Source organism: Selenomonas sp. oral taxon 138 str. F0429 (assembly GCF_000318175.2).
Classification (GTDB): domain Bacteria; phylum Bacillota; class Negativicutes; order Selenomonadales; family Selenomonadaceae; genus Centipeda; species Centipeda timonae.
This window is the reverse complement of the sequence record NZ_KB290952.1, coordinates 196,579-220,071: the sequence shown is the minus strand read 5'-3', so window position 1 is coordinate 220,071 and position 23,493 is coordinate 196,579. Positions and strand designations below refer to the sequence as shown.

The window sequence follows — 23,493 nt, the reverse complement described above, 5'->3', positions numbered from 1 at the left end:
GGGCAGATGTCGCCTGTTCCTTGAAAAATCCCCTTCCGTGTGCTAGAATGACGTGACTATGCTACGGGAGGGGTTTCTTTGTACGAGAAAGTAGATACCAATTTGAATTTTGCCGCGCGCGAGAAAGCCGTTGCGGATTTTTGGCGCGAGAATCATATTGCACAGCAGGCGGTGGATCAGCGTGAGGGCTGCGAGACGTTCACGTTCTATGACGGTCCGCCGACGGCGAACGGTCGCCCGCACATCGGGCACGTTCTGACGCGCGTCATCAAGGATATGCTGCCGCGCTATCAGTCGATGAAGGGGCGCAAGGTGCTCCGCAAAGCGGGCTGGGATACGCACGGTCTGCCCGTGGAGCTGGAGGTCGAGAAGGCGATCGGCATCAACGGCAAGGAGCAGATCGAGGACTACGGCATCGAGCCATTCATCAAGAAGTGCCGTGAGTCGGTCTGGACGTATAAGGCGATGTGGGAGGAGTTCTCCGATGTCGTCGGCTTCTGGGCGGATATGGAGCATCCCTACATTACCTATGAAAATGACTTTATCGAGTCCGAGTGGTGGGCGCTCAAGGAGATCTGGAAGAAGGGGCTGCTCTATCAGGGACACAAGATCGTCCCGTACTGCCCGCGCTGCGGCACGCCGCTCTCCTCGCACGAGGTAGCGCAGGGTTATAAGGACGTGACGGAACGCTCGGCAATCGTACGCTTTAAGGCGGCGGACGAGGATGCCTATTTCCTCGCATGGACGACGACGCCGTGGACGCTCCCGTCGAACCTCGGCCTCTGCGTGAATCCAAATGTGACCTATGTGAAGGTGCGCGTCTACGGCAAGGTCTACTATCTCGCCGAGGCTCTGATGGACAGCGTATTTGCGGATTCGTGGGGCGACCGTGAGATCCTTGCGACGATGAAGGGCAGCGAACTCGAATACCGCAAGTACGAGCCGCTCTATCCCTTTGCGACGAAGGACGTGCAGGATAAGGCGTTTTTCGTCATCTGCGACGACTATGTCACGACCGAAGACGGCACGGGCATTGTCCACACCGCACCCGCCTTCGGTGAGGACGATAACCGCGTCTGCCGCAAGTATGGCATGCCGTTCGTTCAGTTCGTCAATGACAAGGGCGAGATGACGGAGGAGACGGACTGGCCGGGGGTCTTCGTAAAGGATGCCGATCCGTTGATTCTCAAGGATCTCGAAAAGAGCGGCAAGCTGTTCAAGGCTCCCGAGTTTACACACAGCTATCCGCATTGCTGGCGATGCGACACGCCGCTGATCTACTATGCGCGTGCCTCGTGGTTCATCCGCATGACGGCGGTGCGCGACGCACTTGTTGCAAACAACAATACGGTCAACTGGATTCCAAAGACGATCGGCGACGGTCGTTTCGGCAACTGGATCGAGCATGTGCAGGATTGGGGCATCAGCCGCGACCGCTATTGGGGGACGCCTCTCAATATCTGGAAATGCTCCTGCGGGCACGAGCATTCGGTTGGTTCAATCGCGGAGCTGCGTGAGCTTCAGCCGAATTGCCCCGCCGATATCGAGCTGCATCGTCCGTACATTGATGCAATCACGTTCCCGTGTGAGAAGTGCGGTGCGGAGATGCACCGCGTACCCGAGGTCATCGACTGCTGGTTCGACTCGGGGGCGATGCCGTTCGCGCAGTGGCACTATCCGTTTGAGAACAAGGAGATCTTTGAGAAATATTTCCCCGCAGACTTCATCTCCGAGGCGGTCGATCAGACGCGCGGCTGGTTCTACTCGCTGATTGCGATTTCGACGCTGCTCTTTGACAAGAGCCCGTACAAGAATGTCATTGTCCTCGGTCATGTGCAGGACGAGAACGGGCAGAAGATGAGCAAGTCCAAGGGCAATGCGGTCGAGCCAATGGACGCACTGCGCCGTCACGGTGCGGATGCGATCCGCTGGTACTTCTACGAGAACAGTGCGCCGTGGCTGCCGAACCGCTTCTCCGACGATGCGGTGCAGGAGGGCGCGCGCAAGTTCATGGGGACGCTCTGGAACACGTATGCGTTCTACGTTCTCTATGCGAACATCGACAATTTCGACCCGACGGCGCATACGCTTGACTACAACCGCCTCTCGGTCATGGATCGCTGGGTGTTCTCACGTCTGAATACGATGGTGCGCACGGTGGATGACTGCCTCGGTAATTACCGTGTCACCGAGGCGGCGAAGGCAGTGCAGTCCTTCGTCGAGGAGCTGTCCAACTGGTACGTGCGCCGCAGCCGCAGCCGCTTCTGGGCGAAGGGCATGGAGCAGGACAAGGTCGATGCCTACCTGACGCTCTACACCGCGCTTGTGACGACGGTGAAGGCGGCAGCACCGATGGTGCCGTTCATCACGGAGAGTATCTACCGCAATCTCGTCTGCTCGGTGGACAAGACGGCGCCGATCTCCGTGCATCTTGCAGACTTCCCGATGGTGAACGAGGCGCTTATTGACACGCAGCTTGAGGAGAACATGGAGATCGTCCTCGCGGTTGTCACCCTCGGACGCGCGGCGCGCAATGCGGCGAACATCAAGAACCGTCAGCCGGTCGCGCGTATGTTCATCAAGGCGGAGCATACGCTGCCGGAGTTCTTCGTTGAGATCATTGAGGATGAACTCAATGTCAAGGAGGTTGCGTTCCGCGACGATATGTCGGACTTCCTCGCCTATCACGTGAAGCCGAATTTCCGCGTGCTCGGTGCGAAGGTTGGCAAGCAGATGAATGCGGTCAAGAAGGCTCTCGAGGAGAGTGACGGCGCGGCGGTGAAGGATGCGCTTGCGGGCGGCGGCAGCTATACGTTGCACCTCGCAGACGGCGATGTCACGGTCACATCGGAGGATGTCGAGGTCACGGTCTCGCAGCAGGAGGGCTACAACTGCCAGAGCTATGGCGGCGTCACGGTTGCGCTTGAGACGACGCTTACGGAGGAGCTCCTTGCGGAGGGCTTTGTCCGCGAGATCATCAGCAAGGTACAGACCATGCGCAAGGAATGTGGGCTTGAGGTGACGGATCACATTGCGCTTGGCCTCATGGGGAATGCAAAGCTCACGGCAATCGCCCAGAAGAACGAGGCGTTTATCCGCGAGATTACGCTCGCCGATTCCGTATCCTACGACGCGCCCGTTGGTACAAGCAAGGACTGGAACATCAACGGTGAGAAGCTGACGATCAGTATCAAGTAAAATTTTCGGCAACGAGCCGCTTTGTTCGGGGATTCCCGAATGAAGCGGCTTTTCTATTGACATTGTGGGGACATATCGTATAATGAAACACAACAAGCGAATTGTGAAATAGGAGAGTGGTCGCAATGGTAAAATTCAGCTACTACGGTCATGCGGCTTTTTTGCTCGATGACGGGACGAACAGGGTTCTTGTGGATCCATTCCTGACGGGAAATCCGACGGCAAGCATCGCGGCGAATGAGGCCGCCTGTGACTTTATCCTGCTCACACACGCGCATGGGGATCATCTCGGTGATGCACCATCGATTGCGGCACGCACGGGGGCGGCGATTGTCGCCATCCCCGAGGTCATCTCCGTCTGTGAGGGGCAGGCGTGCGCAGAGATCAAGTCGCATCCGATGAACATCGGCGGCTCGCTTGACCTGCCGTTCGGAAAGGTACGCATGACGTTTGCCCAGCACAGCGCGGGCGTTGCGGGCGGGATTGCCTGCGGCTTTGTGATCTACATCGGCGGCAAGATTGTCTACTACTCGGGTGATACCGCTCTCTTCAGCGATATGCAGTTGATCGGACGCAAGGATGCGATCGACTATGCCGTGCTCCCCATCGGCGACAACTATACGATGGGGCTTGAGGATGCGGCGATGGCGGCACAGTGGCTGAACGCGAGCCATGTCATCCCCATTCACTACGATACATGGCCGATCATCGCGCAGGAAGTGAACCACTACAAGGAGGTCACGGAGGCGATGACGCGTGCGCGGGTGAATATTGTTGCGCCCGGCGAAACCATCGAACTTTGACCGTGCATGCAAAAAGCCCGCTGCTCGTCCTCGTCGGACCAACGGCGGTCGGAAAGACGGCGCTTTCGCTGCAGCTTGCAGAGGCGCTGGGGACGGATATCATCTCGGGTGACTCCATGTGCATCTATCGCGGGTTCGATATCGGCAGCGCAAAGCCGACCGCAGAGGAGCAGGCGCGTGTCCCGCATCATCTCATCGACGTGCTGGATGCGGATGAACCGTTTTCCGTAACGGAGTTTGTCACGCGTGTCTCTGCTCTTGTGCATGTACACGAACGCACGGGGCGTCTGCCGTTCATCGTTGGCGGGACGGGGCTCTACATCAAGGCGCTCATTGAGGGCTATGACTTCAACGAGACACAGGAGCACAGCTGCTTCCGCCGCGCGATGGAGAGGATTGCACAGCGATGTGGCAATGAACGTGTGCATGGCTTCCTTACATATCGCGATCCCACAGCAGCGGCACGTCTGCACGCGAACAATCTCAGGCGCGTCATCCGTGCACTTGAGACACTGCGCTACGGTGCAGAGCATATCTCACAGGAGAGCGCGATGGATGCGGGGGATGCGCCCTACGATGCGTTTGTCATCGGACTCACGCGGGCACGTGCGCATCTCTACGAGCGGATCAACATGCGTGTGGAGGCGATGTTTGCGGCGGGGCTTGCGGACGAGGTGGCGGGGCTGCTTGCGTGCGGGATTTCACGCGCTGCCCCGGCGATGAAGGGCATCGGCTACAAGGAGACGGCGGCGTATCTCGCGGGTGAGATGAGCTTTGCAGAAACACTCGCTGCCATCCAGACGGCGACGCGCCGTTTTGCAAAGCGTCAGATGACATGGTATCGGCGCATGCCCTACATCCACTGGTATGATGCGGATACACAGACAGAGACCGAACTCCTGCACGCGATCCTTGCGGACGTGCGTGCATGGCAGTGCAATAGAGAAAGGAGCGCTCAGGCGTGACGGCAAAAATCATCAATCTGCAGGACAATTTTCTCAATCAGGTGCGCAAGGACGGGATGCTCGTGACGATCCATCTTGTGAACGGCTTTCAGATCAAGGGAACGGTGCGCGGCTTTGACAATTTCGTCGTCATGGTGGACACGATGGGAAAGCAGCAGATGATCTACAAGCATGCGATCTCGACCATCACACCCGCACAGCCTGTCAAGACCATGACGGAGGAGTCCTGAACCTGTGGAAAACGTAATGCTGCCGGAATGTGTTTGGTGCGGCATTTTTAGGAATCACTGATAAAATGAAGTCTGCCGGATGGCGGCAGTGTTTATCAGTGATTCCTTTATTTGAGGAGAAGATATGAAGACACGCGGTTTTGAAATCATCTCGATGTATCGGGCGGTAGGCATCCATCTGCCGGAGCGCAAGACGGGGGCGAGTACGGGCTATGACTTCGCTGCGGCGGAGGAGGTCGTGATCCCGCCGGGGGATGGGGCTCTTATCCCGACGGGCGTCAAGGCGTATATGCAGCCCGACGAGGTGCTGCTCATCTACATTCGCTCGAGTGCGGCGCTCAAGAAGCATCTCATGCTGATGAACAGCGTTGGTGTGATTGATGCGGACTACTACGGGAATGCGGAGAACGAGGGACATATCTACATCCCGCTCTACAACTACGGGAAAGGACCTGTCCGCATTGCGGCGGGGGAGCGCATCGCGCAGGGGATCTTCACGCATTATCTCACGGTGGACGGCGATACGGCGGGCAGCGGAGCTGTGCGCGCAGGGGGATTCGGATCGACGGGTTCCTGACATAATGTCCCGCGAATTTGTTAAATAACTTTCATTCACGACACAATTTTTGACAGGAAAACGAAACTCATTTATAATGACGTTGCATTACAATAAATATGATCGGGATGGAAATCTCTTATGAAACTTTCGACGAAGGGGCGCTACAGTGTGACTGCGCTCTATGAACTTGCCCTCCACTACGGGGAGGGGGTTGTTCCGCTCAAAACGATTGCGCAGACGCAGCTGATCTCGGAGACCTATCTCGAGCAGCTGATGGTGCCGCTGCGCCGTACGGGTCTTGTGGAGAGCGTGCGCGGGGCGCAGGGCGGTTACACACTCGCGCTTCCGCCCGAGGAGATCACCATTGGGCGCATCATTACGGCGGTGGAGGGGCCGATTGCTCTCGTGGACTGTCTGCTGACGGATGCGGAGGCGGGTGATCAGAGCTGCGTGCGCGTGGGACAGTGTGTGACGCGCCAGATCTGGAAGGAGGTTCGCGACAGCATCAACGCTGTGCTGAACAATATTTCACTTGCAGATCTCATGGAGCGCAATCAAAACCGCGTGGGATGCAATCAGTGAGACATTCTGCTCTCTGCACTTTTGAAGGCTTTACAGCAGAATGGAAAATGTTTGTCTTTGCTCAAAACTTCATGTATAATTAGAACGATATATTCCGAAAGTGACACACGTTTGGGAGGGAGTCTCATGGTAGGGGACATCTTGCGGCGCGAGCGCGAGAAGCAAGGACTGACGATTGCCGATATCGAGAAGGGGACGAGTATTCGCGGGCTCTATATCGAGCACATCGAACGGGGCAACATCGCCGAGTTGCCGGGGCTGGTCTATGCAAAGGGCTTTGTGCGGAATTATGCAAAATTCCTAAATCTGGATGCGGAACCTCTCGTGCAGCAGTTTGCAGAGGAGAACGGGAGCACGAGTGCACCCGCGCCGTCGCCGACGGAGGCACCGCCGCGGCGCATTTCGCTGAGCAATGTGGGCGATGAATCCCTCTCGCAGATTTCGATCGGCAGCTCGAGTTCCTCCTATGCGGGGATCTTCGGCAAACTTGCCGTGGGTATCATTGTACTTGTCGCTCTCGTGGGCGGCGGTGCGGCTGTGATCTCTGCGATCAACTCGCCTGCGCAGGAGACGCCTCAAGCGCCGTCGGTGAAGACGGAGCAGCCGGCCACAGCATCTGCAGCAGCAGAGGCGGATGCGTCCGATGCGGCGCGTACAGCGGCGAATGCGGATGGGGTGCGCGTGAGCGTAACCCTTTCGGAGCGCTGCTGGACAGAGGTCAGCGTCGACGGCAAGGAAGTCTTTGAGGGGATCATCGAGAGCGGCAAGACCGAGAGCTGGCAGGGCAGGGAGAGCGTTGTTGTCCGCGCGGGCAATGCGAGCGCGCTCGACGTGACGTTCAACGGCAAGAAGCTCGGAAAATTTGGTGAGAACGGGGAAGTCGTGGAACGCCGCTTCACGAAGACGACGAAGGATCTGAAGGATACGCTGCTGCCCGCACCTGCACGTGCAGAAAAGAGCAGCACCTCGGACAAGAAGGATTCCAAGAGCACAAAGGATGCGGTGAACACGCAGTGAACTACGGCGCATGAGGAAGGATGAGCACGATGAAATGTCCTTTTTGCAAGAAGCCGGATAGCCGGGTGATCGACTCGCGGGCGGCGGATGATGGCGCGACGATCCGCCGCCGCCGCGAATGCGGGGAGTGCGGTCGACGCTTTACGACATATGAGGTGGTGGAGAAGCTGCCGCTCATGGTGGTGAAGCGCGACAATCGGCGCGAGCCGTTCAACCGCGATAAGCTCCTCACGGGAATCATCCGTTCCTGTGACAAACGCGATATATCGATGGAGCAGATCACGAACTTCGTCGCGGAGATCGAGCGCGACATTCGAAACCGCACGGAGCCGGAGGTGCCCTCGGAGAAGATCGGGGAGATCGTGATGGAGCGGCTGAAGGATTTTGACGAGGTCGCCTACATCCGATTTGCCTCCGTCTATCGGAAGTTCGACGACATCACGAATTTTATCGAGGAGCTCGAAACACTGCGCGCGCGACGCGGGAAGGAGTAATTAGAACGAAAGAGGTAGAACTTGGATCATCGGCTGAAGAGCAGTTTGCAGGAGCGCTTTGCACGGGAGCGCGGCAGCTATCGCTATCCTGCGGGAGGACGCACGCGCTTTGCGCTCGTCTATCCGAACACCTACTTCGTCGGGATGTCGAACCTCGGGATTCACATTATCTATGATCTCCTCAATCGGCGCGGGGATACGGCGTGTGAGCGCGTATTCCTGCCCGACCGCACGGAACTCCCGCGCTATGAGCGCACGCAGACGCCGATGATGAGCGTGGAGACGCAGACGCCTCTTGCGGACTTCGCTGTCATCGGCTTTGCCATTTCGTTTGAAATGGACTATTTTCACGTTGTTAAAATGCTTGCGCTCAGCCATGTGCGTCTGCGCGCCTCCGAGCGTACGGCGCGCGATCCACTCATCATTGCGGGCGGGCCGTGTGCGACGTTCAACCCCGAGCCACTGGCGGAGATTGTGGACGCCTTTGTGATCGGAGAGGGGGAGGCCGTTATGCCTGCCCTGATGGATGCCTATCACGAGGGCGTTCGTCAGGGCGCGGATCGCGCCGCACTCCTGCGTCGCCTTGCACGCGTCCCCGGGGTCTATGTGCCCGCGCTCTACCGCGTGGATTACGATGCGGCGGGACGGATTGCCGCGCTCTCGTCCGAGGGGGAGATTCCGCAGACAATTGCGCGGCAGTGGGTCGAGGATCTCGACGCGCATCCTGCGCATACGGTTGTGGTGACAGAGGATACGGAGTTCAACCTCTATCTCATTGAGACGGCGCGCGGTTGCGGACGGCACTGCCGCTTCTGCATGGCGGGCTACTGTTTCCGCCGCCCGCGCAACCGCTCCCTCGCCGTCATCGAGGAGGAGGTGCGTGCGGCGCTGCCCTACGGGAAGAAGATCGGGCTGATGGGGGCGGCGATCTCGGACTATCCCGAGATTGACGAACTCTGCCGATCCATCCTCGGCGAGGGGCTCTCCATGTCCGTCGCTTCCTTCCGTGCGGATTCGGTGACGAAGGAGCTCGTCGAGGCACTTGCCGCAAGCGGTCTGCAGACGCTGACGCTTGCGCCCGAGGCGGGGAGCGCGCGGATGCGCGCTGTCATCAACAAGGGCATTGAGGAACATCATCTCTTTACGGCGATTGATCTCGGTGCGGCGGCGCATATTCCGAACTTCAAGCTCTACATCATGGTGGGGCTGCCGTTCGAGGAGGATGCGGACATCGCGGCGATCATCGACCTTGCCGAGCGGCTGCGCCGCTATATGGACGAGAGGGGAAGCCGCGGGACACTCACGCTCAGCGTGAATCCGTTTGTGCCGAAGCCCTTCACGCCGTTCCAGTGGATGCCGATGGCATCCAAGAAGCGCCTCGACGCCGTGATGAAGACTCTCACACAGGCGCTGCGCCGCACGAAGAAGATTGTCGTCAATTTCGAGTCGCCGAAGGAGGCACTCGTACAGGCGATTCTCGCGCGCGGCGACCGACGCCTTGCAGAGCCGCTCATGCGCGCCGCAGCGGGACGCGGGGCAAAGGATCTCGTGCCCAAGATGCGGGATGCGGGGCTCTCTCCCGACGACTATCTCACGCGCGAATGGGCGGAGGATGAGATGCTCCCGTGGGAGCATCTGGACATGGGCTTTACGAAGCGCTACCTGCGGCAGGAATACGAACGGGCAGAGTCGCTCAAGGCGACGCGCGGCTGCTTTGACGGCTGCACGCGTTGCGGCGTCTGCAGAGCGAACAAAGAAAGGACGAACGCATGAGTTTTGTACTGCGGCATATACGGGACAATATTTGGAGTGGGCGGCTCGATATTTTTCCCGAGGACAGGCTCGTACATGGCTTCTCAGCGCGGCAGGGCGGCGTGAGCGTAGCGCCGTTTGACGCGCTCAACATGGCGCTGCACGTCGGCGATGATCCCGCGCACGTTTGGGAGAACCGACGGCGGTACTTTGCGGCACTCGGTCTAGACGCCGAGCGCATTTGTACGATCCGTCAGGTGCACGGCACGGAGATTGTGCGCGCCTTTCGGCGGGATGCGGGGCGCGGCGCGCGGGACTATGCGGACGCGCTTGCGGATGCAGATGCCGTCATCACGAACGACAGCGGCGTTGCGCTCATGCTCTGCTATGCGGACTGCGTGCCCGTTCTCCTCTACGACCCCGTCCACAATGCAGTAGGCGTTGTCCATGCGGGCTGGAAGGGCACCGTGCAGCGGATTGCGGCACAGACCGTCGCACGCATGTGCGAGGAGTTCGGTACGGCTGCCTCCGATGTGCTCGCAGGGATTGGCCCCTCCATCGGTGCGGGCTGCTATACGGTCGGCGCGGAGGTTGCGGAGCGCTTTCGCACGGCATTCCCATCCTATGCGGATGAGATTATAGAGGAGAGGGATGGCGCAATCCATCTCGATCTCTGGTCGGCGAATCGTCTGCAGCTTGTAGAGGCGGGCGTTGCTGCGGGCAATATCGATAGTGCGGACACGTGCACCTCATGTGACCGCGCATTCTTCTATTCCTATCGTGCCGCAGGCGGCAGGACGGGGCGACTGGCGGCGGTGATGGAACTGAGATGAATGACGATATGATGATAGGCACACGGATTCAGGAGGTGCATGCGGCGATCGAAGCCGCACGCGCACGGCGTACGTCCGTCCCGAAAGATGCGCCCGTGGAGCTGATTGCCGTGACGAAGAATCATCCCGTAGAGGCAATGCAGGCCGCGATCGACGCCGGTATCATGAACATCGGTGAGAATCGCGTGCAGGAGGCGCTGGACAAGGCACAGACCTTGGAGCGTGAGGTCAAATGGCATCTCATCGGACATTTGCAGCGGAATAAGGTGAAACATGCTGTACGGCAGTTCGATCTGATTCATTCGGTGGATTCCGTCCGCCTTGCGCAGGAGATCGACAAGGCGGCAGAGAAATTCGGCAAGGTGCAGAACATCCTCGTGCAGGTCAATTTGGCGCGTGAAGAGAGCAAATCCGGTGTATACCGTGAGGAACTAGATGATGTACTTGCGGAAATTGAGGTGCTGCGCGCCATTCGCTTGCAGGGATTTATGTGCATTGCGCCGAATTATGACGATGTGGAGGAGTGTCGCCCACTCTTTCGCGCGATGTACGAGCTGTTTCGGCAGGTGAAGGAGTGTGAGCCGCGCACGGCGGATATTCGCTACCTGTCGATGGGTATGACCCACGATTACGAAATCGCAGTGGAAGAGGGAGCAAATCTCGTGCGTGTTGGCACGGCGATATTTGGTGCACGTCAATATGCACTAGGAGTGTGAGGGATCAGTGAGTATCTTTAAGAAAATATCCACGAAATTCATCGGCATTACGCCGGAGGATGAGGCGGAGGAAAACGAGCAGCAGGAAGCGGAGAAGGAGAAGAAGTCTGCGCCTGTGACCGAAATCGGTGCACGTACGAACCGACGTGTGGAGACGGGGGCAAACCTCTCTGCATTTCCGGACTTTTCTGCGCCTTCGAGCACGGGTGGCGGCACCCCGATCGACAATGTGGTCGCGGCATACCGCATGAATGTCGTTGTCATTGAGCCGCAGACCTTCGATGATGCACAGCAGGTCGCGGTCAATCTGCAAAAGAAGAAGCCCGTTGTGCTCAATTTTGAAAAGACGGAGAAGAGTGTGGCAAACCGCATTATCGACTTCATCAGCGGCACGACGTATGCGCTCAACGGCGACATCAAGAAGATCAGCAACAATGTTATCCTCTGCGCACCGCATAATGTCAATGTCAGTTACTCCGAGGAGGAGCATCGTCTCGGCGACGATATGTCGTTTCCAAACAGGTAGCAGATGATGCGTGATGATATTCAGATTGGCATCATCGGCGGCGGCGCGATGGCAGAGGCTCTGATTGCAGGCTTGACGACGCGCGGTAGTGTTCCCGCATCCCATATCAGCGTATCGGAACACAAGGCTGTGCGCTGTGACGCGCTTACGCAGCGCTATGGCATACACGCACAGGTAGGGGCAGAATCCTTTCTGCCCCGTATTGACGTACTCATTCTCGCTGTAAAGCCAGCGGCGGCAGCTGCTGCGATGCAGGAGACGGCGCATCTGTTGAAGGAGGGGGCTCTTGTCCTCTCCATTGTTGCGGGTCTGACGATTGCAGAGATCGAGGCGGCATATCCCGCGCATCCCGTTGTGCGTGCGATGCCGAATACGCCGCTGGCTGTGGGGGCGGGCATGTCCGCCTATGCGTGCGGAACGCATGCAGGGGCGGCAGAGTTGGCGGCGGCAGAGATGATACTCGGCGCTGCGGGACGGACAGTTGCAGTGCATGAGGGCGATCTCGATGCAGTGACGGGACTCTCGGGCAGCGGGCCGGCATATGCGTTCCTCATGATGGAGGCGCTGATTGAGGGAGGGGTTGCCGCAGGCCTCAGGCGTGAGACGGCGGCAATGCTCACAGCGCAGACACTGCTTGGTGCGGCTGAGATGGTGCTGTCGGCAAGGAGTTCACCCGCCGATCTGCGTGCGGCGGTCACGAGTCCTGCGGGCACGACGGCTGCAGGGCTGCGCGTCATGGAGCGCGCAGGCGTGCGCTCGGCGCTGATTGAGGCAGTGCTTGCGGCAGCGGAGCGATCCAAAGAGTTGGGGAGAAAATAATGGCAGCGGAACAGAAGGAGCGGATTCTCCGCTTTTATCGGGGGACAGAGGGCGAGGAGATAGCGATCCGTCTGCTCGATCTCGCCGAGGCGGTTATGAAGACGGAGAAATTCCGCATCAGTCCCTTTCTCGACCCGTACGGGCAGGAGATTGCGGAGACGATATGCGCGAGCTATGACGGGATTCAGCTCGACCTTGACGGCGGCTATGCAGGTGCGGAACGCCAGCGTGCAATGCTGCGCCATCGGGATTTTCGTGGGACGCCGGACGGCTTTGGGATCTCCTGTGTGGAGTCAGTGTGGAACGGGCAGTTCGCACGGCTCACGCACCGCGATGTGCTCGGCGCTCTTATGGGGCTTGGCATCGAGCGCGAGCTGATCGGCGATATCCTGCCCGCGCCGGACACGGCGAAGATTATCTGCGACACAAAGATCGCAGGCTTCATCGTGAACAATCTGACGATGATCGGTGCGGTTGGTGCCAAGGCTGCACTTTCAAATTTGGAAGAAATCGCGCCGCGCGAGGAGCGGACGAAGGAGATCCGTGCGACGGTCGCCTCTCTGCGCCTTGATTCCATTGTCGCTGCGGGATTTGGCATCTCGCGCAGTCGCGCAGCGGACGACATCGCGGCGGACAAGGTGAAACTCAACTGGCAGAGTGCGGGCAGCGCCTCGAAGACGATCAAGGAGGGCGATGTGCTCTCTATGCGCGGACGCGGGCGCCTCGAGGTGACCGAGGTGCGCGGGCAGACGAAGAAGGGGCGCACGGTCGTCGTATTGAATCGATTCTTTTGAGGAAAGGCGGGAGCAGGATGCTGACACCAATGGATATACACGCGAAGGAATTTAGCAAGAGCTTTCGCGGATTCGATGAGAACGAGGTCAACGATTTCCTAAACGAGGTCATGGAGGCGTATGCCTCTGCGCTGGACGAGAATGAGCACCTGCGCGCGGAGCTTGCGCGGGAGCGGGAGAAAGTCGAGGACTTTCGGCGCATCGAGCAGAGCGTGCGCGAGACGCTTGTGGTCGCGCAGAAGACCGCCGAGGATACGATGACGAATGCGAAGCAAAATGCTGACCATACGCTCGAGCTGGCGGCAAAGGAGGCGCAGAATCTGCGCCGCGAAGCGACGCTCCAGGCAAAGGCACAGTTGGATGAGGCTGCCGACAAGGTGCGCGCCGTCGTGGCGGAGTATGAGCGGCTCGTGCGCGAGAAGCATCAATTCCTGCGACGTATGAAGGGAAATGTGCAGGCGGAGCTCGCACTCATTGAGGATGCGATTGCGGAGATGCCCGATATGATGGCCGAAAAGAAGGCAAAGAGCCTTGTGGAAGAGGTCAATAGGAAGAGCGAGGAGGACGTTTGAGAGCGATGAGCGGACGCGTAAAAGCCGCATTTTCCTTTTTGTTGATCCTACTGATCGATCAGTTGGTCAAATACTACGTGGAACTGACGATGCTGCCGGGGGAGAGCATTCCCGTCGCGGCGCCGTTTTTTCATATCACCTTCGTCCTCAACCCGGGCGCGGCATTCGGGATCTTCCGCGACCAGCAGTGGCTCTTCCTCGCGACGGCAATCGTCTTCTCTGTCGCCTTCCTTGTGTTCTATGAGCGTCTGCGCCGCAGCGGCAGTCTCATTCACTACGGCAGCGTTGCACTTGCGGCGGGGGCTGTGAGCAATCTGATCGATCGCATCCGCCTCGGGCTCGTTGTGGACTTCTTCGACTTCCGCGTCTGGCCCGTGTTCAACATCGCGGACATTGCCATCGTCCTGGGGACGGCAGCCGTGCTCTGGGCGCTCTTTGTGCAGAAAAAGGAAATCCGATCATGAGCACTGTATTCATTGCCAAACACGCAGGTGAGCGTCTGGATCGTGCGCTTGTTGTGCATATGCCCGATCTCTCACGCAGCTATGCACAGCGCCTGATCGAGACAGGCCAGGTCACGGTGGACGGTGTGGCGCGCAAAGGGAACTACAAGCTGCGCGGCGGCGAAGAGATTGCCTGCACTGTGCCGCCCGCCGAGGAGGTCGAGATCCGCGCGGAGCAGATTCCGCTCGACGTGCTGTATGAGGACGAGGACATGATCGTCATCAACAAGGTGCGCGGCATGGTCGTGCATCCCGCTGCGGGCGTCGTGAGGGGCACGCTTGTCAATGCGCTCCTCTATCACTGCAAGGATCTCTCGGGCATCAACGGTGCGTTGCGCCCCGGCATTGTGCACCGCCTCGACAAGGATACCTCGGGGGTGATGGTTGCGGCGAAGAACGATATGGCGCATCACTTCCTTGCGCGTCAGATTCGCGACAAGGAAGCGCGGCGTGAATACCGTGCGATTGTATACGGAAACATCGTGCCGCGCGCGGGAATTATCACGGGCGATATTGGGCGTCACCCGACCGACCGCAAAAAGATGGCAATCGTGCGCGAGAACGGCAAGCCTGCTACGACGCATTTCGAGGTGCTCGAGCGCTTCGGTGCATATACCTATATATCCTGCCGACTCGAGACGGGGCGCACCCATCAGATTCGCGTTCATCTGACGAGTATCGGGCATCCGCTCGTGGGTGATGCGAAGTATACGGCGAAGAAGAATCCCTTTGCTATCGTGGGACAGGCGCTTCACTCGCTCACACTTCGCCTTGTCCATCCACGCTCGGGGGAGGAGATGGCGTTTACCGCACCACTTCCCGCAGATATGGAGGAGATTTTGCATACGCTGCGCACGGACGGATAAGGAGGTACGCACATGACGGAATTTAGGGAAAAGGCTGTCCTGATGGACGATGACGGCATTCGGCGCGCTCTCATGCGCATTGCACATGAGATCGTCGAGAAGAACAAAGGCACGGAGAACCTCGTACTCGTCGGCATCCGCACGCGTGGTGTCCCCATTGCTGCGCGTATTGGCGCAGAGATTGCGCGCATCGAGCAGCGCGAGCTGCCGTGCGGCGTGCTCGACATCACGCTCTACCGCGACGATCTCAACGAGCTCTCCTACCAACCCATCGTGCATCCGACGGAGATGCCGCACGACATCACGAGCAAGACCATCGTGCTCGTGGACGATGTGCTCTACACGGGACGCACAATCCGCGCCGCGATGAACGCGCTTCTCGACATCGGACGCCCGCGCATGATACAGCTTGCCGTACTCATCGATCGCGGGCACAGGGAACTGCCCATCCGCGCGGACTACGTCGGCAAGAATGTGCCGACTGCCGCGCTCGAGGACGTGTCCGTGCTCTTGCAGGACACGGACGGCGTGGAAAAGGTCGTCATTCGGGAACGCGTTTGACAATCCCCGTGCTGAGAGCCGCAGTGTTGCGGCTCTTTTTTGTATCTTGACGGAAGTTTTGCAATAGAGGTATAATGAAATCGGGACATTTGTAGGGGCTCATACAAGGGCGGCGACTAGAGAGAACCTCCTGAATGTGATGGAGCAAGAGTGACGGAGCAATCGTATGATTTTTTACGGCGATAAGCAAAAGTCCATGTTGGATGAGGAGCAGGCCTCAGCGGATGAGCTGGAGGCATGTGACCTTGAGGCGGAGGAAGAAGAATCGGACGAGGTGGGGGCGGAGAGCAGCGTCTACGACGGCTGCACCGACGAGGAGCTGCTCGCACATATTCGTTCCTGCGAGGGCGATGAGGCACTCGATTATCTCATCAATAAATATCGTAATTTCGTGCGCTCCAAAGCGCGCTCCTACTTCCTCATCGGTGCGGATCGCGAGGATATCGTACAGGAGGGCATGATCGGCTTCTTCAAGGCAATTCGCGACTATCGCGAGGATAAATTATCGTCGTTCCGTGCGTTTGCCGAGCTCTGTGTGACGCGGCAGATCATCACGGCAATCAAGACGGCGACACGGCAGAAGCACATTCCGCTGAACTCCTACGTCTCGCTCAACAAGCCAATCTACGACGAGGACTCTGACCGCACGCTGCTCGATGTACTCTCGGGTGCGCGGATCAGCGATCCCGAGGAGCTCGTCATCAGTCACGAGGAGTTCATCGACATTGAGCAGAAGATGGAGGAGATCCTGAGCGACCTCGAGTGGCGCGTGCTCATGAGCTATCTGGACGGCAAGTCCTATCAGGAGATTGCCGTCGACCTGCACCGTCAGGTGAAATCCATCGACAATGCGCTCCAACGCGTGAAGCGCAAGCTGGAAAAATATATGGAGTCGCGCGGCGACGATCTCGACATTGGGACGGTCTACCGGGGGCTCACGACGATTAACCGCGGCGTACGCATGCCGGAGGAATAGAGGGGGGCACCCCTCTTTTTTTATGAGGAATTAACCGCAAAATATTTTGAACCTGATATAATTTGAGCAAGATCTATTTCTTCTGATTGAAAAAGGAGGTTATCTTATGTGGAAGAAGATTCAATGTGCCGTCATTGCCTGTTTGTTGTGTGTGACATGTGCAGCAACGGCGTCCGCTGCGGTGCGTTCGGATGACGTGAGGCGGGCAGAGAAGCCGGAGCGCATCGAGCTCGTACTGGTTCTCGATAAGAGCGGTTCTATGCAGGGACTCGAGTCCGATACGATCGGCGGATTCAACTCCATGATCGAGAAGCAGAAGGCTCTTTCGACTCCTGTAGACGTGACTGCTGTGCTCTTTAACGATACGACGGATGTCCTTTATACGCACAAGAATATTCGTCTCGTGCGCCCGTTGACGGACAAGGAGTATGAGGTGGGCGGTACTACGGCACTGCTCGATGCCGTGGGCAATACGATCCTGAAGGTGGAGCGCGAACCGTCGGTCAAGAGCAGGGGTACGAAGGTCGTCTTCGTCATTATCACGGACGGGCTCGAGAACGCGAGCGCAGAATTCTCAAAGACGAAGGTCAAGCAGATGATCTCGGACAAGCAGGAGAAGGCGGGCTGGGATTTCATCTACCTTGGTGCGAACATTGATGCGGTCGAGGAGGCAGATGCCATCGGTGTGAAGAAATCGAATGCCGTAACCTATAAAAACACGAGAAAGGGTGTCCGTGCGAACTACGATGCGGTTTCTGCCTTTGTTGCAGAGACGGCGGAGCGTGGTGACGCCGATACATCGGGGGAATGGCGGTCGTATGTGGAGGAAGATACGACAAAATAAGCGTGCGAGCGATTGACAATTTGCATATAAGGATGTATGATATCTATATTGTTAGAATTTAATCTTTGGGAGACAGGTGCAGTGCAGTTATGCACGCTTAATAGAGAAGCCGGATAAGCCGGCGCGGTCCCGCCACTGTGAGGGGAGCGAACCTGCAAGGATGCCACTGGGAGGAGATTTCTCTTGGGAAGGCGCAGGGGAGTGATGAACCGAGCCAGGAGAACTGCCTGTTTGACAATCCACCGTGTGCCAAGGGCACATACCTGCGAGCGACGGGAAGGGGATTCGTGAAGATGATTCACGGGGCTTTCTTGTTGCGGCAGGAAAGCCTTTATTATTTATATTTTTTGGGAGGAATTCGGATGAAGAATTGGAAGAAATTGCTGGTTGCGTCCCTCGCATGCTCGGCAGTCCTCGGATTCTCGTACAGCCCGGCAGAGGCGTCGTATGAGCTGAACCCCGAGGTCAAGACGGTGACCCCCGCGCTCATGGAGGCATCGGAGATCGGTGTTCTGAAGTATGAGAACCCGCAGATGGCGAACTACACGAACAAGGATGCCATTGTTGTGACGAGCTTCGGCACGACGTTCAAGGAGACGCGTGAGAAGACGATCGAGGCGACGGTGGACGCGATCAAAGCGGCACATCCGGGTGTGAAGGTTGTGACGGCATTCACCTCCCATATCATCATTGACCGCATCGCAAAGAACGAGGGCAAGAAGTACCCGACGCCTGAGGAGGCGCTCATGCAGCTCAAGGCGGACGGCTACTCGCGTGTGGCACTCGTCTCCCTCGATGTCATCCCGGGCATGGAGTACTCCTATGTCAAGGCCGTGTTCCATGAGTACAAGGAGCAGTTCAAGACGATGACCTGCGGCACGTCACTCATGTACTGGCAGGGGCAGGAGGAGCAGCCGGATGATGTGATCGATTTCATCCAGGCGGTCTCCAGCCAGTTCCCGAAGATGGGGAAGGATGATGCGCTGCTCCTGATGGCGCACGGCACGCCGCACGTCTCCAACGCATACTATGCTGTCATTCAGGCGAAGCTGGACGCACTCGGGTACAAGAATGTCTACGTCTATACGGTTGAGGGCTGGCCGAGCCTCGAGGATGTCATTCCGAAGCTCAAGGCGAACAAGGTCAAGAACGTGACGCTCATGCCGATCATGATGGTTGCGGGCGACCATGCACACAACGATATGGCGGGCAAAGATGCGGACTCGCACAAGAGCATTCTCGAAGGTGAGGGTTATAAGGTCAATGCCTATCTCCACGGCCTCGGTGAGAACAAGATGATTCGCGATGTCTATGTGGAGCGTGCAAATGACGCGTGGGATGCACTGCAGGGCAAGAAGGATGCAGATGCGGATCACATCAAGATGATGAAGTAAGCGCATCTACAAATTTTACGGTAGTACTAGAGCCTGCCGCGGAAGTTTTTCACTTCGGCGGTAGGCTCTTTTCTTTGCCCGCATACCCTGCTATAATAGGTGGGCATATGAGTAGCAAGGACATGATGTCCGCGCGTGAAGGAGAACAGAGCAATGAAGATAGCAGTTGTCGGTACAGGGATGATCGCACGCGAGGCGCTCATCGCCCTGCGTCAGGTGGAGGGCGTCGAGGTCGTCACGATCTGTGCGCGTCCGCATAGCCGCGACAAGGCTCGAATACTCGCGCAGGAGTTCGGCGTGCCGCAGGTGGCGACGGACTATGGGGCGATGCTCGCGGCACATGAGGCGGACTTCGTCTATATCGGCATTGTCAATAGTGCGCATTTTGACTATGCGCGACAGGCAATTGCGGCGGGCTGGCACGTTATCCTCGAAAAGCCGTTCACATCGACCCTCGCGGAGGCAGAGGAACTGATTGCACGCGCGCGTGCGGCGCACTGTTATCTCTTTGAAGCGGTGACACCGCTCTTTTTGCCGAACTACGTGGGAATATTGGAGGCATTGCCGCAACTAGGCCTCATCCGTCTCGTACAGGCAAATTACTCGCAGTATTCGAGTCGCTATGACCGCTATCTTGCACGTGATATCGCGCCCGCATTCGATCCTGCGCTCTCGGGCGGTGCGCTCTACGATCTGAACGTCTACAATCTCGAGCTCATCGTCTCGCTCTTCGGACGCCCGAAGTCCGCTGCCTACACCGCGAATGTGGGCTTTAACGGCATTGATACCTCAGGGGTGATGACGCTGCGTTATGACGGCTTTGTTGCAACGGCGGCGGCGGCGAAGGACAGCTCGAGCCCCTCCTTCTTTATGATTCAGGGCGAGTCTGGTTGGATTCGCGCGGACGGTGCGGTGAACGCACTCTCTTCTTTTACCGTCGGCCTGCGTGGCAGGGAACCGGAGACCTACGAACTGAACCGTCATGAGCATCGCATGGTGCACGAGTTCGAGGCGATGCGTGATATCTTCGCACGCAAGGATTATATGAGCGTGGAGGAGGGCCTTCAGACCTCGCGGACGGTGATGGCAGTGATGGAGAAGGCGCGCCTCATGGCGGGGATTCAGTTTCGGGCGGATTGAGATCAATGGAATCCATGATGATCGAGATGGAGGATCTCGTCAAGAAGTTTCCGCATACGAATGCGGAGCAGAAAAAGAGCTGGAAGACAGCGGTTGCGGGGGTGACACTCGCCGTGCGGCGCGGTGAGGTATTCGGTCTACTCGGACCCAATGGAGCGGGCAAGACGACGATCATCCGCATGCTCACGATGCAGACGCAGGCGACGAGCGGTGTGGTTCGCATCGGCGGGCAGGATATTTGCCGCGACCCGCGTGCTGTCAAAGAGCTGATCGGCGTTGTGCCGCAGCATGTGAATTTCGATCAGGAGCTCACGGTCTGGGACAATATGGAGCTGCACGCGCGTCTGCACCATATGGGCGGCGCGGAGCGGACGCAGCGCATTGAGGAACTCCTCCGTGAGATGGAGCTCGCAGAGGTATGCAACGACAATGTGCGCCGCCTCTCGGGCGGCATGAAGCGGCGCCTGCTCATCGCGCGCGCACTGATCCACCGTCCTCAGGTGCTCTTTCTCGACGAGCCGACGGTTGCACTCGACCCGCAGATCCGGCGGCATATCTGGGATCTCGTGCGCGCGGTCGCAAAGAGCGGTGTGACGGTTCTCTTGACGACGCATTACATCGAGGAGGCAGAGGCGCTCTGTGACCGCGTGTCGATCATCAACAAGGGCGGGCTCGTGGATGTGCAGACACCGCGCACATTCTGTGAGAATCTGGGCGCGTATGCGGTGGAGTGGGATGAGGAGAGCGGCCGCTCCTATCGCTTCTTCCACACGCGCGAGGAGGCACGTGCCCATGCGCGTATGCTTGAGGAGCAGATGCAGCGCGTTCTCCTGCGCCCGACGAATCTCGAGGATGTCTTCATCGAGATGACGGGACGAAAGGAGGGGCTCTGATGCTGCGGGATATCTGGACGGTGTTCTGGCGCGACTGGGTTGTCCTGCGCCGCCGTCTTATGAAATATGTGCTGAGCCGCATGGTCTCGCCACTCATGTTCCTCATTGCATTCGGCTGGGGGCTCGGACGCAGCATCGACGTGGGCACGGGCTCGTATCTGGACTTTCTCGTGCCGGGGCTTCTCGCGATGAATTCCATGAACATCAGCTTCAATAGCATTATCTCCGTGCATGCGGAGCGCGTCTATCACAAGAGTCTCGAGGAGTACCTCATTGCGCCGATTCGTCCCGATGCGTTCGTCATTGGCAAGGTCGCGGGCGCTGTCGTGCGTGGACTGATTTCGTCTGCAATCATCATTGTGCTCAGCTATCTCTTCGGCGCGCAGTTCACAATCACGCCGCTCTTTCTCCTCGTGCTTGCACTGAACTGTATGATCTTCGCGGAGATCGGCTTTCTCGCGGCGATGTATATCTCCACCTATGAGGAGATGAGCCAGGTCAACCTCTACGTCCTGCTCCCGATGTCCTTCCTTTGCGGGACGTTCTTCTCGACGGCGGCGCTGCCCGATCTCGTGCGCTGGCTTGTGGAGATCCTGCCGCTGACGCATACGAGTCACCTCCTGCGCAGCCTCGGATCGGCGGGGGGGTTCTCCGTGCTCTCGCTTGCGGTGGTCGTAGGCTATGCGGCTCTGGGGATCGCGGCGGGGACGTGGAAATTCCGCCGGCTGACGGATTAGGAAAAGGATCATCATGCTCAGGCATATCTTTCATCACAGGGGAGCGCGCGAAGGTTGCGCGCATTTCTGTTGCACGAAGGTCGAGGACTTCGGCGTCTCCTTTGGGACGTTCGAAGTCTTTTCGCATGTCAATCTCCATTTTCACTGCGGCGAGCTGACCGCAATTATAGGCCCGAACGGTGCGGGCAAGAGCACGCTCCTGCGCGCAATCCTCGGTGAGGTTGCGCATACGGGCAGTCTGCGTTTCGTCGACGCGGAGGATCGGCACACGGGAAAGCCCGTGATCGGCTATGTACCGCAGTATCTGCGCCTCGATCTGACGGCGCCGACAACGGTGCTGGATCTCTTTATGGCGTGTGTGACCATGCGCCCCGTCTGGCTCTTTCCTGCACGGCGCTATCGCGTGCGCGTCACTGAAAAACTTGCACGCGTGCGCGCGGAGCATCTGATCGATCGCCGCCTCGGCGCACTTTCAGGCGGAGAGCTGCAGCGCGTCCTGCTTGCACTCGCCCTCGACCCCCTGCCGAACCTTCTGCTCCTCGACGAGCCAGTCTCGGGCGTCGATCAGAGCGGACTCTCACTCTTCTATGACATCGTGGGGCAGCTGCGCGCGCAGGAAGATCTTGCGATCCTTCTCATCTCGCATGACCTCGGCATGGTCGCGCGCCATGCCGACAAGGTTGTGCTCATGGATCACGGGATTGCAGCGGCAGGAGCGCCGGATACGGTCTTTGCAAGCCCTGCGATGGAGCGTCTCTTTGGCATCCTACCCGATCTCCGTCATCTGCACAGGCGTGCCGAGGAGCATGGGGGAGAGGAGGCTGCGGCATGGAACTGATCTACGGGGCAATGGATGCACTCCTGCCACTGGCATGGATGGAGTACACCTTCATGAAGAACGCGCTCCTTGCAATCCTCCTCATGACACCGCTCTTCGGACTGCTCTCGACGATGGTGGTCTCGAGCCGTATGGCGTTCTTCTCGGACTCCCTCGGGCATGGCGCGTTTACGGGCATTGCCATTGGTGTGCTCGTCGGCATCTTCGCACCGCTCACATCGCTCATCCTCTTTTCGATTGCGTTTGCACTTCTCATCACCTACATCAAGCACCGCACAGCGGCATCGGCGGATACGGTCATCGGCGTGTTCTCTTCAACGGCGATTGCCGTCGGTCTCATGATTATGAGTCACGGCGGAGGCTTTTCGAAATTTTCTCCGCTCCTCATTGGAGACATTCTGAGCATTACCCCTGCTGATCTCGCGGGTCTGCTCGCCGTCGATGCCGTCGTCTTCGCTGGCTGGATGCTGCTCTTCAACCGATTGCTTCTGCTATCCGTGAACGCCTCACTTGCGCGCAGCCGCGGTGTCTCAATATTTGCCGTGGAGGCTCTGTTCGCCGCGCTGCTCGCCGTTGTTGTAGCCGTGAGCATCCAGTGGGTCGGCATCCTCATCATCAACGCACTGCTTGTCCTGCCGGGGGCAGCCGCGCGGAATCTCGCGGGAAGCGTCAAGGCATATCATCTGTTGTCAGTTCTCATTGCGCTCGGCGCGGGTCTCGTTGGGCTCTTTGCGGCGTACTATTTCGGCATTGCGGCGGGTGCGGCGATCGTGGCGGCGGCGGCGCTGATGTTCTTTTTCTCGCTTGCCCTGAGCCCTCATTTTCGACAGTAATGTCCCAACCCGCGCCCTATTTTTTTTCAGTGATCTATGCTAAAATGA

At 58.3% G+C, this 23,493-nt stretch carries 26 protein-coding genes and 1 riboswitch; all 26 genes read left to right on the top strand.

The annotated features are described in order from the left end of the window. The first annotated feature begins 78 nt into the window (after window positions 1-78). The 26 genes from ileS (at window position 79) to HMPREF9163_RS10910 (ending at window position 23,445) form a co-directional block, all read left to right on the top strand. Window positions 79-3,198, top strand: coding sequence for an isoleucine--tRNA ligase (gene ileS, locus HMPREF9163_RS11035; RefSeq protein WP_009441888.1), 3,120 nt, complete (start codon window positions 79-81; stop codon window positions 3,196-3,198). Window positions 3,199-3,323: 125 nt separating this feature from the next. After that, window positions 3,324-4,001 (top strand): metal-dependent hydrolase, encoded by a 678-nt coding sequence (locus HMPREF9163_RS11030; RefSeq protein WP_009441887.1) that lies wholly within the window; start codon window positions 3,324-3,326, stop codon window positions 3,999-4,001. Then, window positions 3,998-4,966 (top strand): tRNA (adenosine(37)-N6)-dimethylallyltransferase MiaA, encoded by a 969-nt coding sequence (gene miaA / locus HMPREF9163_RS11025; protein WP_009441886.1) that lies wholly within the window; start codon window positions 3,998-4,000, stop codon window positions 4,964-4,966. Before HMPREF9163_RS11030 ends, miaA begins: the two co-directional genes overlap by 4 nt. Next, the gene (gene hfq / locus HMPREF9163_RS11020) at window positions 4,963-5,196 is read left to right on the top strand and encodes an RNA chaperone Hfq (RefSeq protein ID WP_009441885.1); all 234 of its coding nucleotides are present in this window, start codon (window positions 4,963-4,965) and stop codon (window positions 5,194-5,196) included. The genes miaA and hfq overlap by 4 nt, the downstream gene beginning before the upstream one ends. A gap of 124 nt (window positions 5,197-5,320) precedes the next feature. Next, entirely contained in the window at window positions 5,321-5,773 is a 453-nt protein-coding gene (locus HMPREF9163_RS11015) for a hypothetical protein (protein ID WP_009441884.1), read from the top strand. A 120-nt stretch (window positions 5,774-5,893) separates the two neighbouring features. Next, window positions 5,894-6,337 (top strand): Rrf2 family transcriptional regulator, encoded by a 444-nt coding sequence (locus HMPREF9163_RS11010; protein ID WP_009441883.1) that lies wholly within the window; start codon window positions 5,894-5,896, stop codon window positions 6,335-6,337. A gap of 126 nt (window positions 6,338-6,463) precedes the next feature. After that, entirely contained in the window at window positions 6,464-7,354 is an 891-nt protein-coding gene (locus HMPREF9163_RS11005) for a helix-turn-helix domain-containing protein (protein WP_009441882.1), read from the top strand. A 29-nt stretch (window positions 7,355-7,383) separates the two neighbouring features. After that, the gene (gene nrdR, locus HMPREF9163_RS11000) at window positions 7,384-7,848 is read left to right on the top strand and encodes a transcriptional regulator NrdR (protein WP_037347088.1); all 465 of its coding nucleotides are present in this window, start codon (window positions 7,384-7,386) and stop codon (window positions 7,846-7,848) included. 21 nt (window positions 7,849-7,869) lie between these two features. Then, a complete protein-coding gene (locus tag HMPREF9163_RS10995; protein WP_037347085.1) occupies window positions 7,870-9,621 on the top strand; it encodes a TIGR03960 family B12-binding radical SAM protein in 1,752 nt (583 codons plus the stop codon). Beyond that, a complete protein-coding gene (pgeF, locus tag HMPREF9163_RS10990) occupies window positions 9,618-10,433 on the top strand; it encodes a peptidoglycan editing factor PgeF (protein WP_009441879.1) in 816 nt (271 codons plus the stop codon). Before HMPREF9163_RS10995 ends, pgeF begins: the two co-directional genes overlap by 4 nt. After that, entirely contained in the window at window positions 10,430-11,149 is a 720-nt protein-coding gene (locus HMPREF9163_RS10985) for a YggS family pyridoxal phosphate-dependent enzyme (RefSeq protein ID WP_009441878.1), read from the top strand. Before pgeF ends, HMPREF9163_RS10985 begins: the two co-directional genes overlap by 4 nt. A 7-nt stretch (window positions 11,150-11,156) precedes the next feature. Continuing rightward, on the top strand, window positions 11,157-11,675 hold the full coding sequence (locus HMPREF9163_RS10980; RefSeq protein ID WP_009441877.1) for a cell division protein SepF: 519 nt from the start codon (window positions 11,157-11,159) through the stop codon (window positions 11,673-11,675). Between the two features lie 6 nt (window positions 11,676-11,681). Beyond that, window positions 11,682-12,494 (top strand): pyrroline-5-carboxylate reductase, encoded by an 813-nt coding sequence (proC, locus tag HMPREF9163_RS10975; RefSeq protein WP_037347142.1) that lies wholly within the window; start codon window positions 11,682-11,684, stop codon window positions 12,492-12,494. Further along, window positions 12,494-13,288: an RNA-binding protein gene (locus tag HMPREF9163_RS10970; protein ID WP_009441875.1), complete on the top strand. Its 795-nt coding sequence runs from the start codon at window positions 12,494-12,496 to the stop codon at window positions 13,286-13,288. The genes proC and HMPREF9163_RS10970 overlap by 1 nt, the downstream gene beginning before the upstream one ends. 17 nt (window positions 13,289-13,305) lie before the next feature. Then, window positions 13,306-13,860, top strand: a complete 555-nt coding sequence (locus tag HMPREF9163_RS10965; RefSeq protein WP_037347083.1) for a DivIVA domain-containing protein — start codon at window positions 13,306-13,308, stop codon at window positions 13,858-13,860. A 5-nt stretch (window positions 13,861-13,865) separates the two neighbouring features. Then, window positions 13,866-14,324 carry a signal peptidase II gene (gene lspA / locus HMPREF9163_RS10960; RefSeq protein ID WP_009441873.1) on the top strand — a complete coding sequence of 153 codons (459 nt, stop codon included), beginning with the start codon at window positions 13,866-13,868 and terminating at the stop codon, window positions 14,322-14,324. Next, window positions 14,321-15,229 carry an RluA family pseudouridine synthase gene (locus HMPREF9163_RS10955; protein ID WP_009441872.1) on the top strand — a complete coding sequence of 303 codons (909 nt, stop codon included), beginning with the start codon at window positions 14,321-14,323 and terminating at the stop codon, window positions 15,227-15,229. The genes lspA and HMPREF9163_RS10955 overlap by 4 nt, the downstream gene beginning before the upstream one ends. A gap of 12 nt (window positions 15,230-15,241) precedes the next feature. Then, the gene (gene pyrR / locus HMPREF9163_RS10950; protein ID WP_009441871.1) at window positions 15,242-15,790 is read left to right on the top strand and encodes a bifunctional pyr operon transcriptional regulator/uracil phosphoribosyltransferase PyrR; all 549 of its coding nucleotides are present in this window, start codon (window positions 15,242-15,244) and stop codon (window positions 15,788-15,790) included. A gap of 166 nt (window positions 15,791-15,956) precedes the next feature. Further along, entirely contained in the window at window positions 15,957-16,766 is an 810-nt protein-coding gene (gene sigH, locus HMPREF9163_RS10945; protein WP_009441869.1) for an RNA polymerase sporulation sigma factor SigH, read from the top strand. 106 nt (window positions 16,767-16,872) lie between these two features. Next, window positions 16,873-17,610 (top strand): vWA domain-containing protein, encoded by a 738-nt coding sequence (locus HMPREF9163_RS10940; protein WP_009441868.1) that lies wholly within the window; start codon window positions 16,873-16,875, stop codon window positions 17,608-17,610. Window positions 17,611-17,667: 57 nt separating this feature from the next. Next, a riboswitch (cobalamin riboswitch) is annotated at window positions 17,668-17,856 on the top strand. A gap of 116 nt (window positions 17,857-17,972) precedes the next feature. Further along, window positions 17,973-19,004, top strand: a complete 1,032-nt coding sequence (locus HMPREF9163_RS10935) for a sirohydrochlorin cobaltochelatase (RefSeq protein ID WP_009441867.1) — start codon at window positions 17,973-17,975, stop codon at window positions 19,002-19,004. A gap of 153 nt (window positions 19,005-19,157) precedes the next feature. Next, entirely contained in the window at window positions 19,158-20,144 is a 987-nt protein-coding gene (locus HMPREF9163_RS10930; protein ID WP_009441866.1) for a Gfo/Idh/MocA family protein, read from the top strand. A gap of 5 nt (window positions 20,145-20,149) precedes the next feature. Further along, on the top strand, window positions 20,150-21,037 hold the full coding sequence (locus HMPREF9163_RS10925) for an ABC transporter ATP-binding protein (protein ID WP_009441865.1): 888 nt from the start codon (window positions 20,150-20,152) through the stop codon (window positions 21,035-21,037). Next, window positions 21,037-21,774 (top strand): ABC transporter permease, encoded by a 738-nt coding sequence (locus HMPREF9163_RS10920; protein WP_009441864.1) that lies wholly within the window; start codon window positions 21,037-21,039, stop codon window positions 21,772-21,774. Before HMPREF9163_RS10925 ends, HMPREF9163_RS10920 begins: the two co-directional genes overlap by 1 nt. A 13-nt stretch (window positions 21,775-21,787) precedes the next feature. Further along, the gene (locus HMPREF9163_RS10915) at window positions 21,788-22,612 is read left to right on the top strand and encodes a metal ABC transporter ATP-binding protein (RefSeq protein WP_009441863.1); all 825 of its coding nucleotides are present in this window, start codon (window positions 21,788-21,790) and stop codon (window positions 22,610-22,612) included. After that, window positions 22,603-23,445 (top strand): metal ABC transporter permease, encoded by an 843-nt coding sequence (locus HMPREF9163_RS10910; RefSeq protein ID WP_009441862.1) that lies wholly within the window; start codon window positions 22,603-22,605, stop codon window positions 23,443-23,445. The genes HMPREF9163_RS10915 and HMPREF9163_RS10910 overlap by 10 nt, the downstream gene beginning before the upstream one ends. Window positions 23,446-23,493: the final 48 nt, after the last annotated feature.

Bases quoted from the DNA above. Each gene is read 5' to 3' on its own strand.
- HMPREF9163_RS11030 (WP_009441887.1), top strand. From the start codon at position 3,324: ATGGTAAAATTCAGCTACTACGGTCATGCGGCTTTTTTGCTCGATGAC.
- HMPREF9163_RS11015 (WP_009441884.1), top strand. From the start codon at position 5,321: ATGAAGACACGCGGTTTTGAAATCATCTCGATGTATCGGGCGGTAGGC.
- HMPREF9163_RS11010 (WP_009441883.1), top strand. From the start codon at position 5,894: ATGAAACTTTCGACGAAGGGGCGCTACAGTGTGACTGCGCTCTATGAA.
- HMPREF9163_RS11005 (WP_009441882.1), top strand. From the start codon at position 6,464: ATGGTAGGGGACATCTTGCGGCGCGAGCGCGAGAAGCAAGGACTGACG.
- nrdR (WP_037347088.1), top strand. From the start codon at position 7,384: ATGAAATGTCCTTTTTGCAAGAAGCCGGATAGCCGGGTGATCGACTCG.
- pgeF (WP_009441879.1), top strand. From the start codon at position 9,618: ATGAGTTTTGTACTGCGGCATATACGGGACAATATTTGGAGTGGGCGG.
- HMPREF9163_RS10985 (WP_009441878.1), top strand. From the start codon at position 10,430: ATGAATGACGATATGATGATAGGCACACGGATTCAGGAGGTGCATGCG.
- proC (WP_037347142.1), top strand. From the start codon at position 11,682: ATGCGTGATGATATTCAGATTGGCATCATCGGCGGCGGCGCGATGGCA.
- HMPREF9163_RS10970 (WP_009441875.1), top strand. From the start codon at position 12,494: ATGGCAGCGGAACAGAAGGAGCGGATTCTCCGCTTTTATCGGGGGACA.
- HMPREF9163_RS10965 (WP_037347083.1), top strand. From the start codon at position 13,306: ATGCTGACACCAATGGATATACACGCGAAGGAATTTAGCAAGAGCTTT.
- lspA (WP_009441873.1), top strand. From the start codon at position 13,866: ATGAGCGGACGCGTAAAAGCCGCATTTTCCTTTTTGTTGATCCTACTG.
- HMPREF9163_RS10955 (WP_009441872.1), top strand. From the start codon at position 14,321: ATGAGCACTGTATTCATTGCCAAACACGCAGGTGAGCGTCTGGATCGT.
- pyrR (WP_009441871.1), top strand. From the start codon at position 15,242: ATGACGGAATTTAGGGAAAAGGCTGTCCTGATGGACGATGACGGCATT.
- sigH (WP_009441869.1), top strand. From the start codon at position 15,957: ATGATTTTTTACGGCGATAAGCAAAAGTCCATGTTGGATGAGGAGCAG.
- HMPREF9163_RS10940 (WP_009441868.1), top strand. From the start codon at position 16,873: ATGTGGAAGAAGATTCAATGTGCCGTCATTGCCTGTTTGTTGTGTGTG.
- HMPREF9163_RS10935 (WP_009441867.1), top strand. From the start codon at position 17,973: ATGAAGAATTGGAAGAAATTGCTGGTTGCGTCCCTCGCATGCTCGGCA.
- HMPREF9163_RS10930 (WP_009441866.1), top strand. From the start codon at position 19,158: ATGAAGATAGCAGTTGTCGGTACAGGGATGATCGCACGCGAGGCGCTC.
- HMPREF9163_RS10925 (WP_009441865.1), top strand. From the start codon at position 20,150: ATGGAATCCATGATGATCGAGATGGAGGATCTCGTCAAGAAGTTTCCG.
- HMPREF9163_RS10920 (WP_009441864.1), top strand. From the start codon at position 21,037: ATGCTGCGGGATATCTGGACGGTGTTCTGGCGCGACTGGGTTGTCCTG.
- HMPREF9163_RS10915 (WP_009441863.1), top strand. From the start codon at position 21,788: ATGCTCAGGCATATCTTTCATCACAGGGGAGCGCGCGAAGGTTGCGCG.
- HMPREF9163_RS10910 (WP_009441862.1), top strand. From the start codon at position 22,603: ATGGAACTGATCTACGGGGCAATGGATGCACTCCTGCCACTGGCATGG.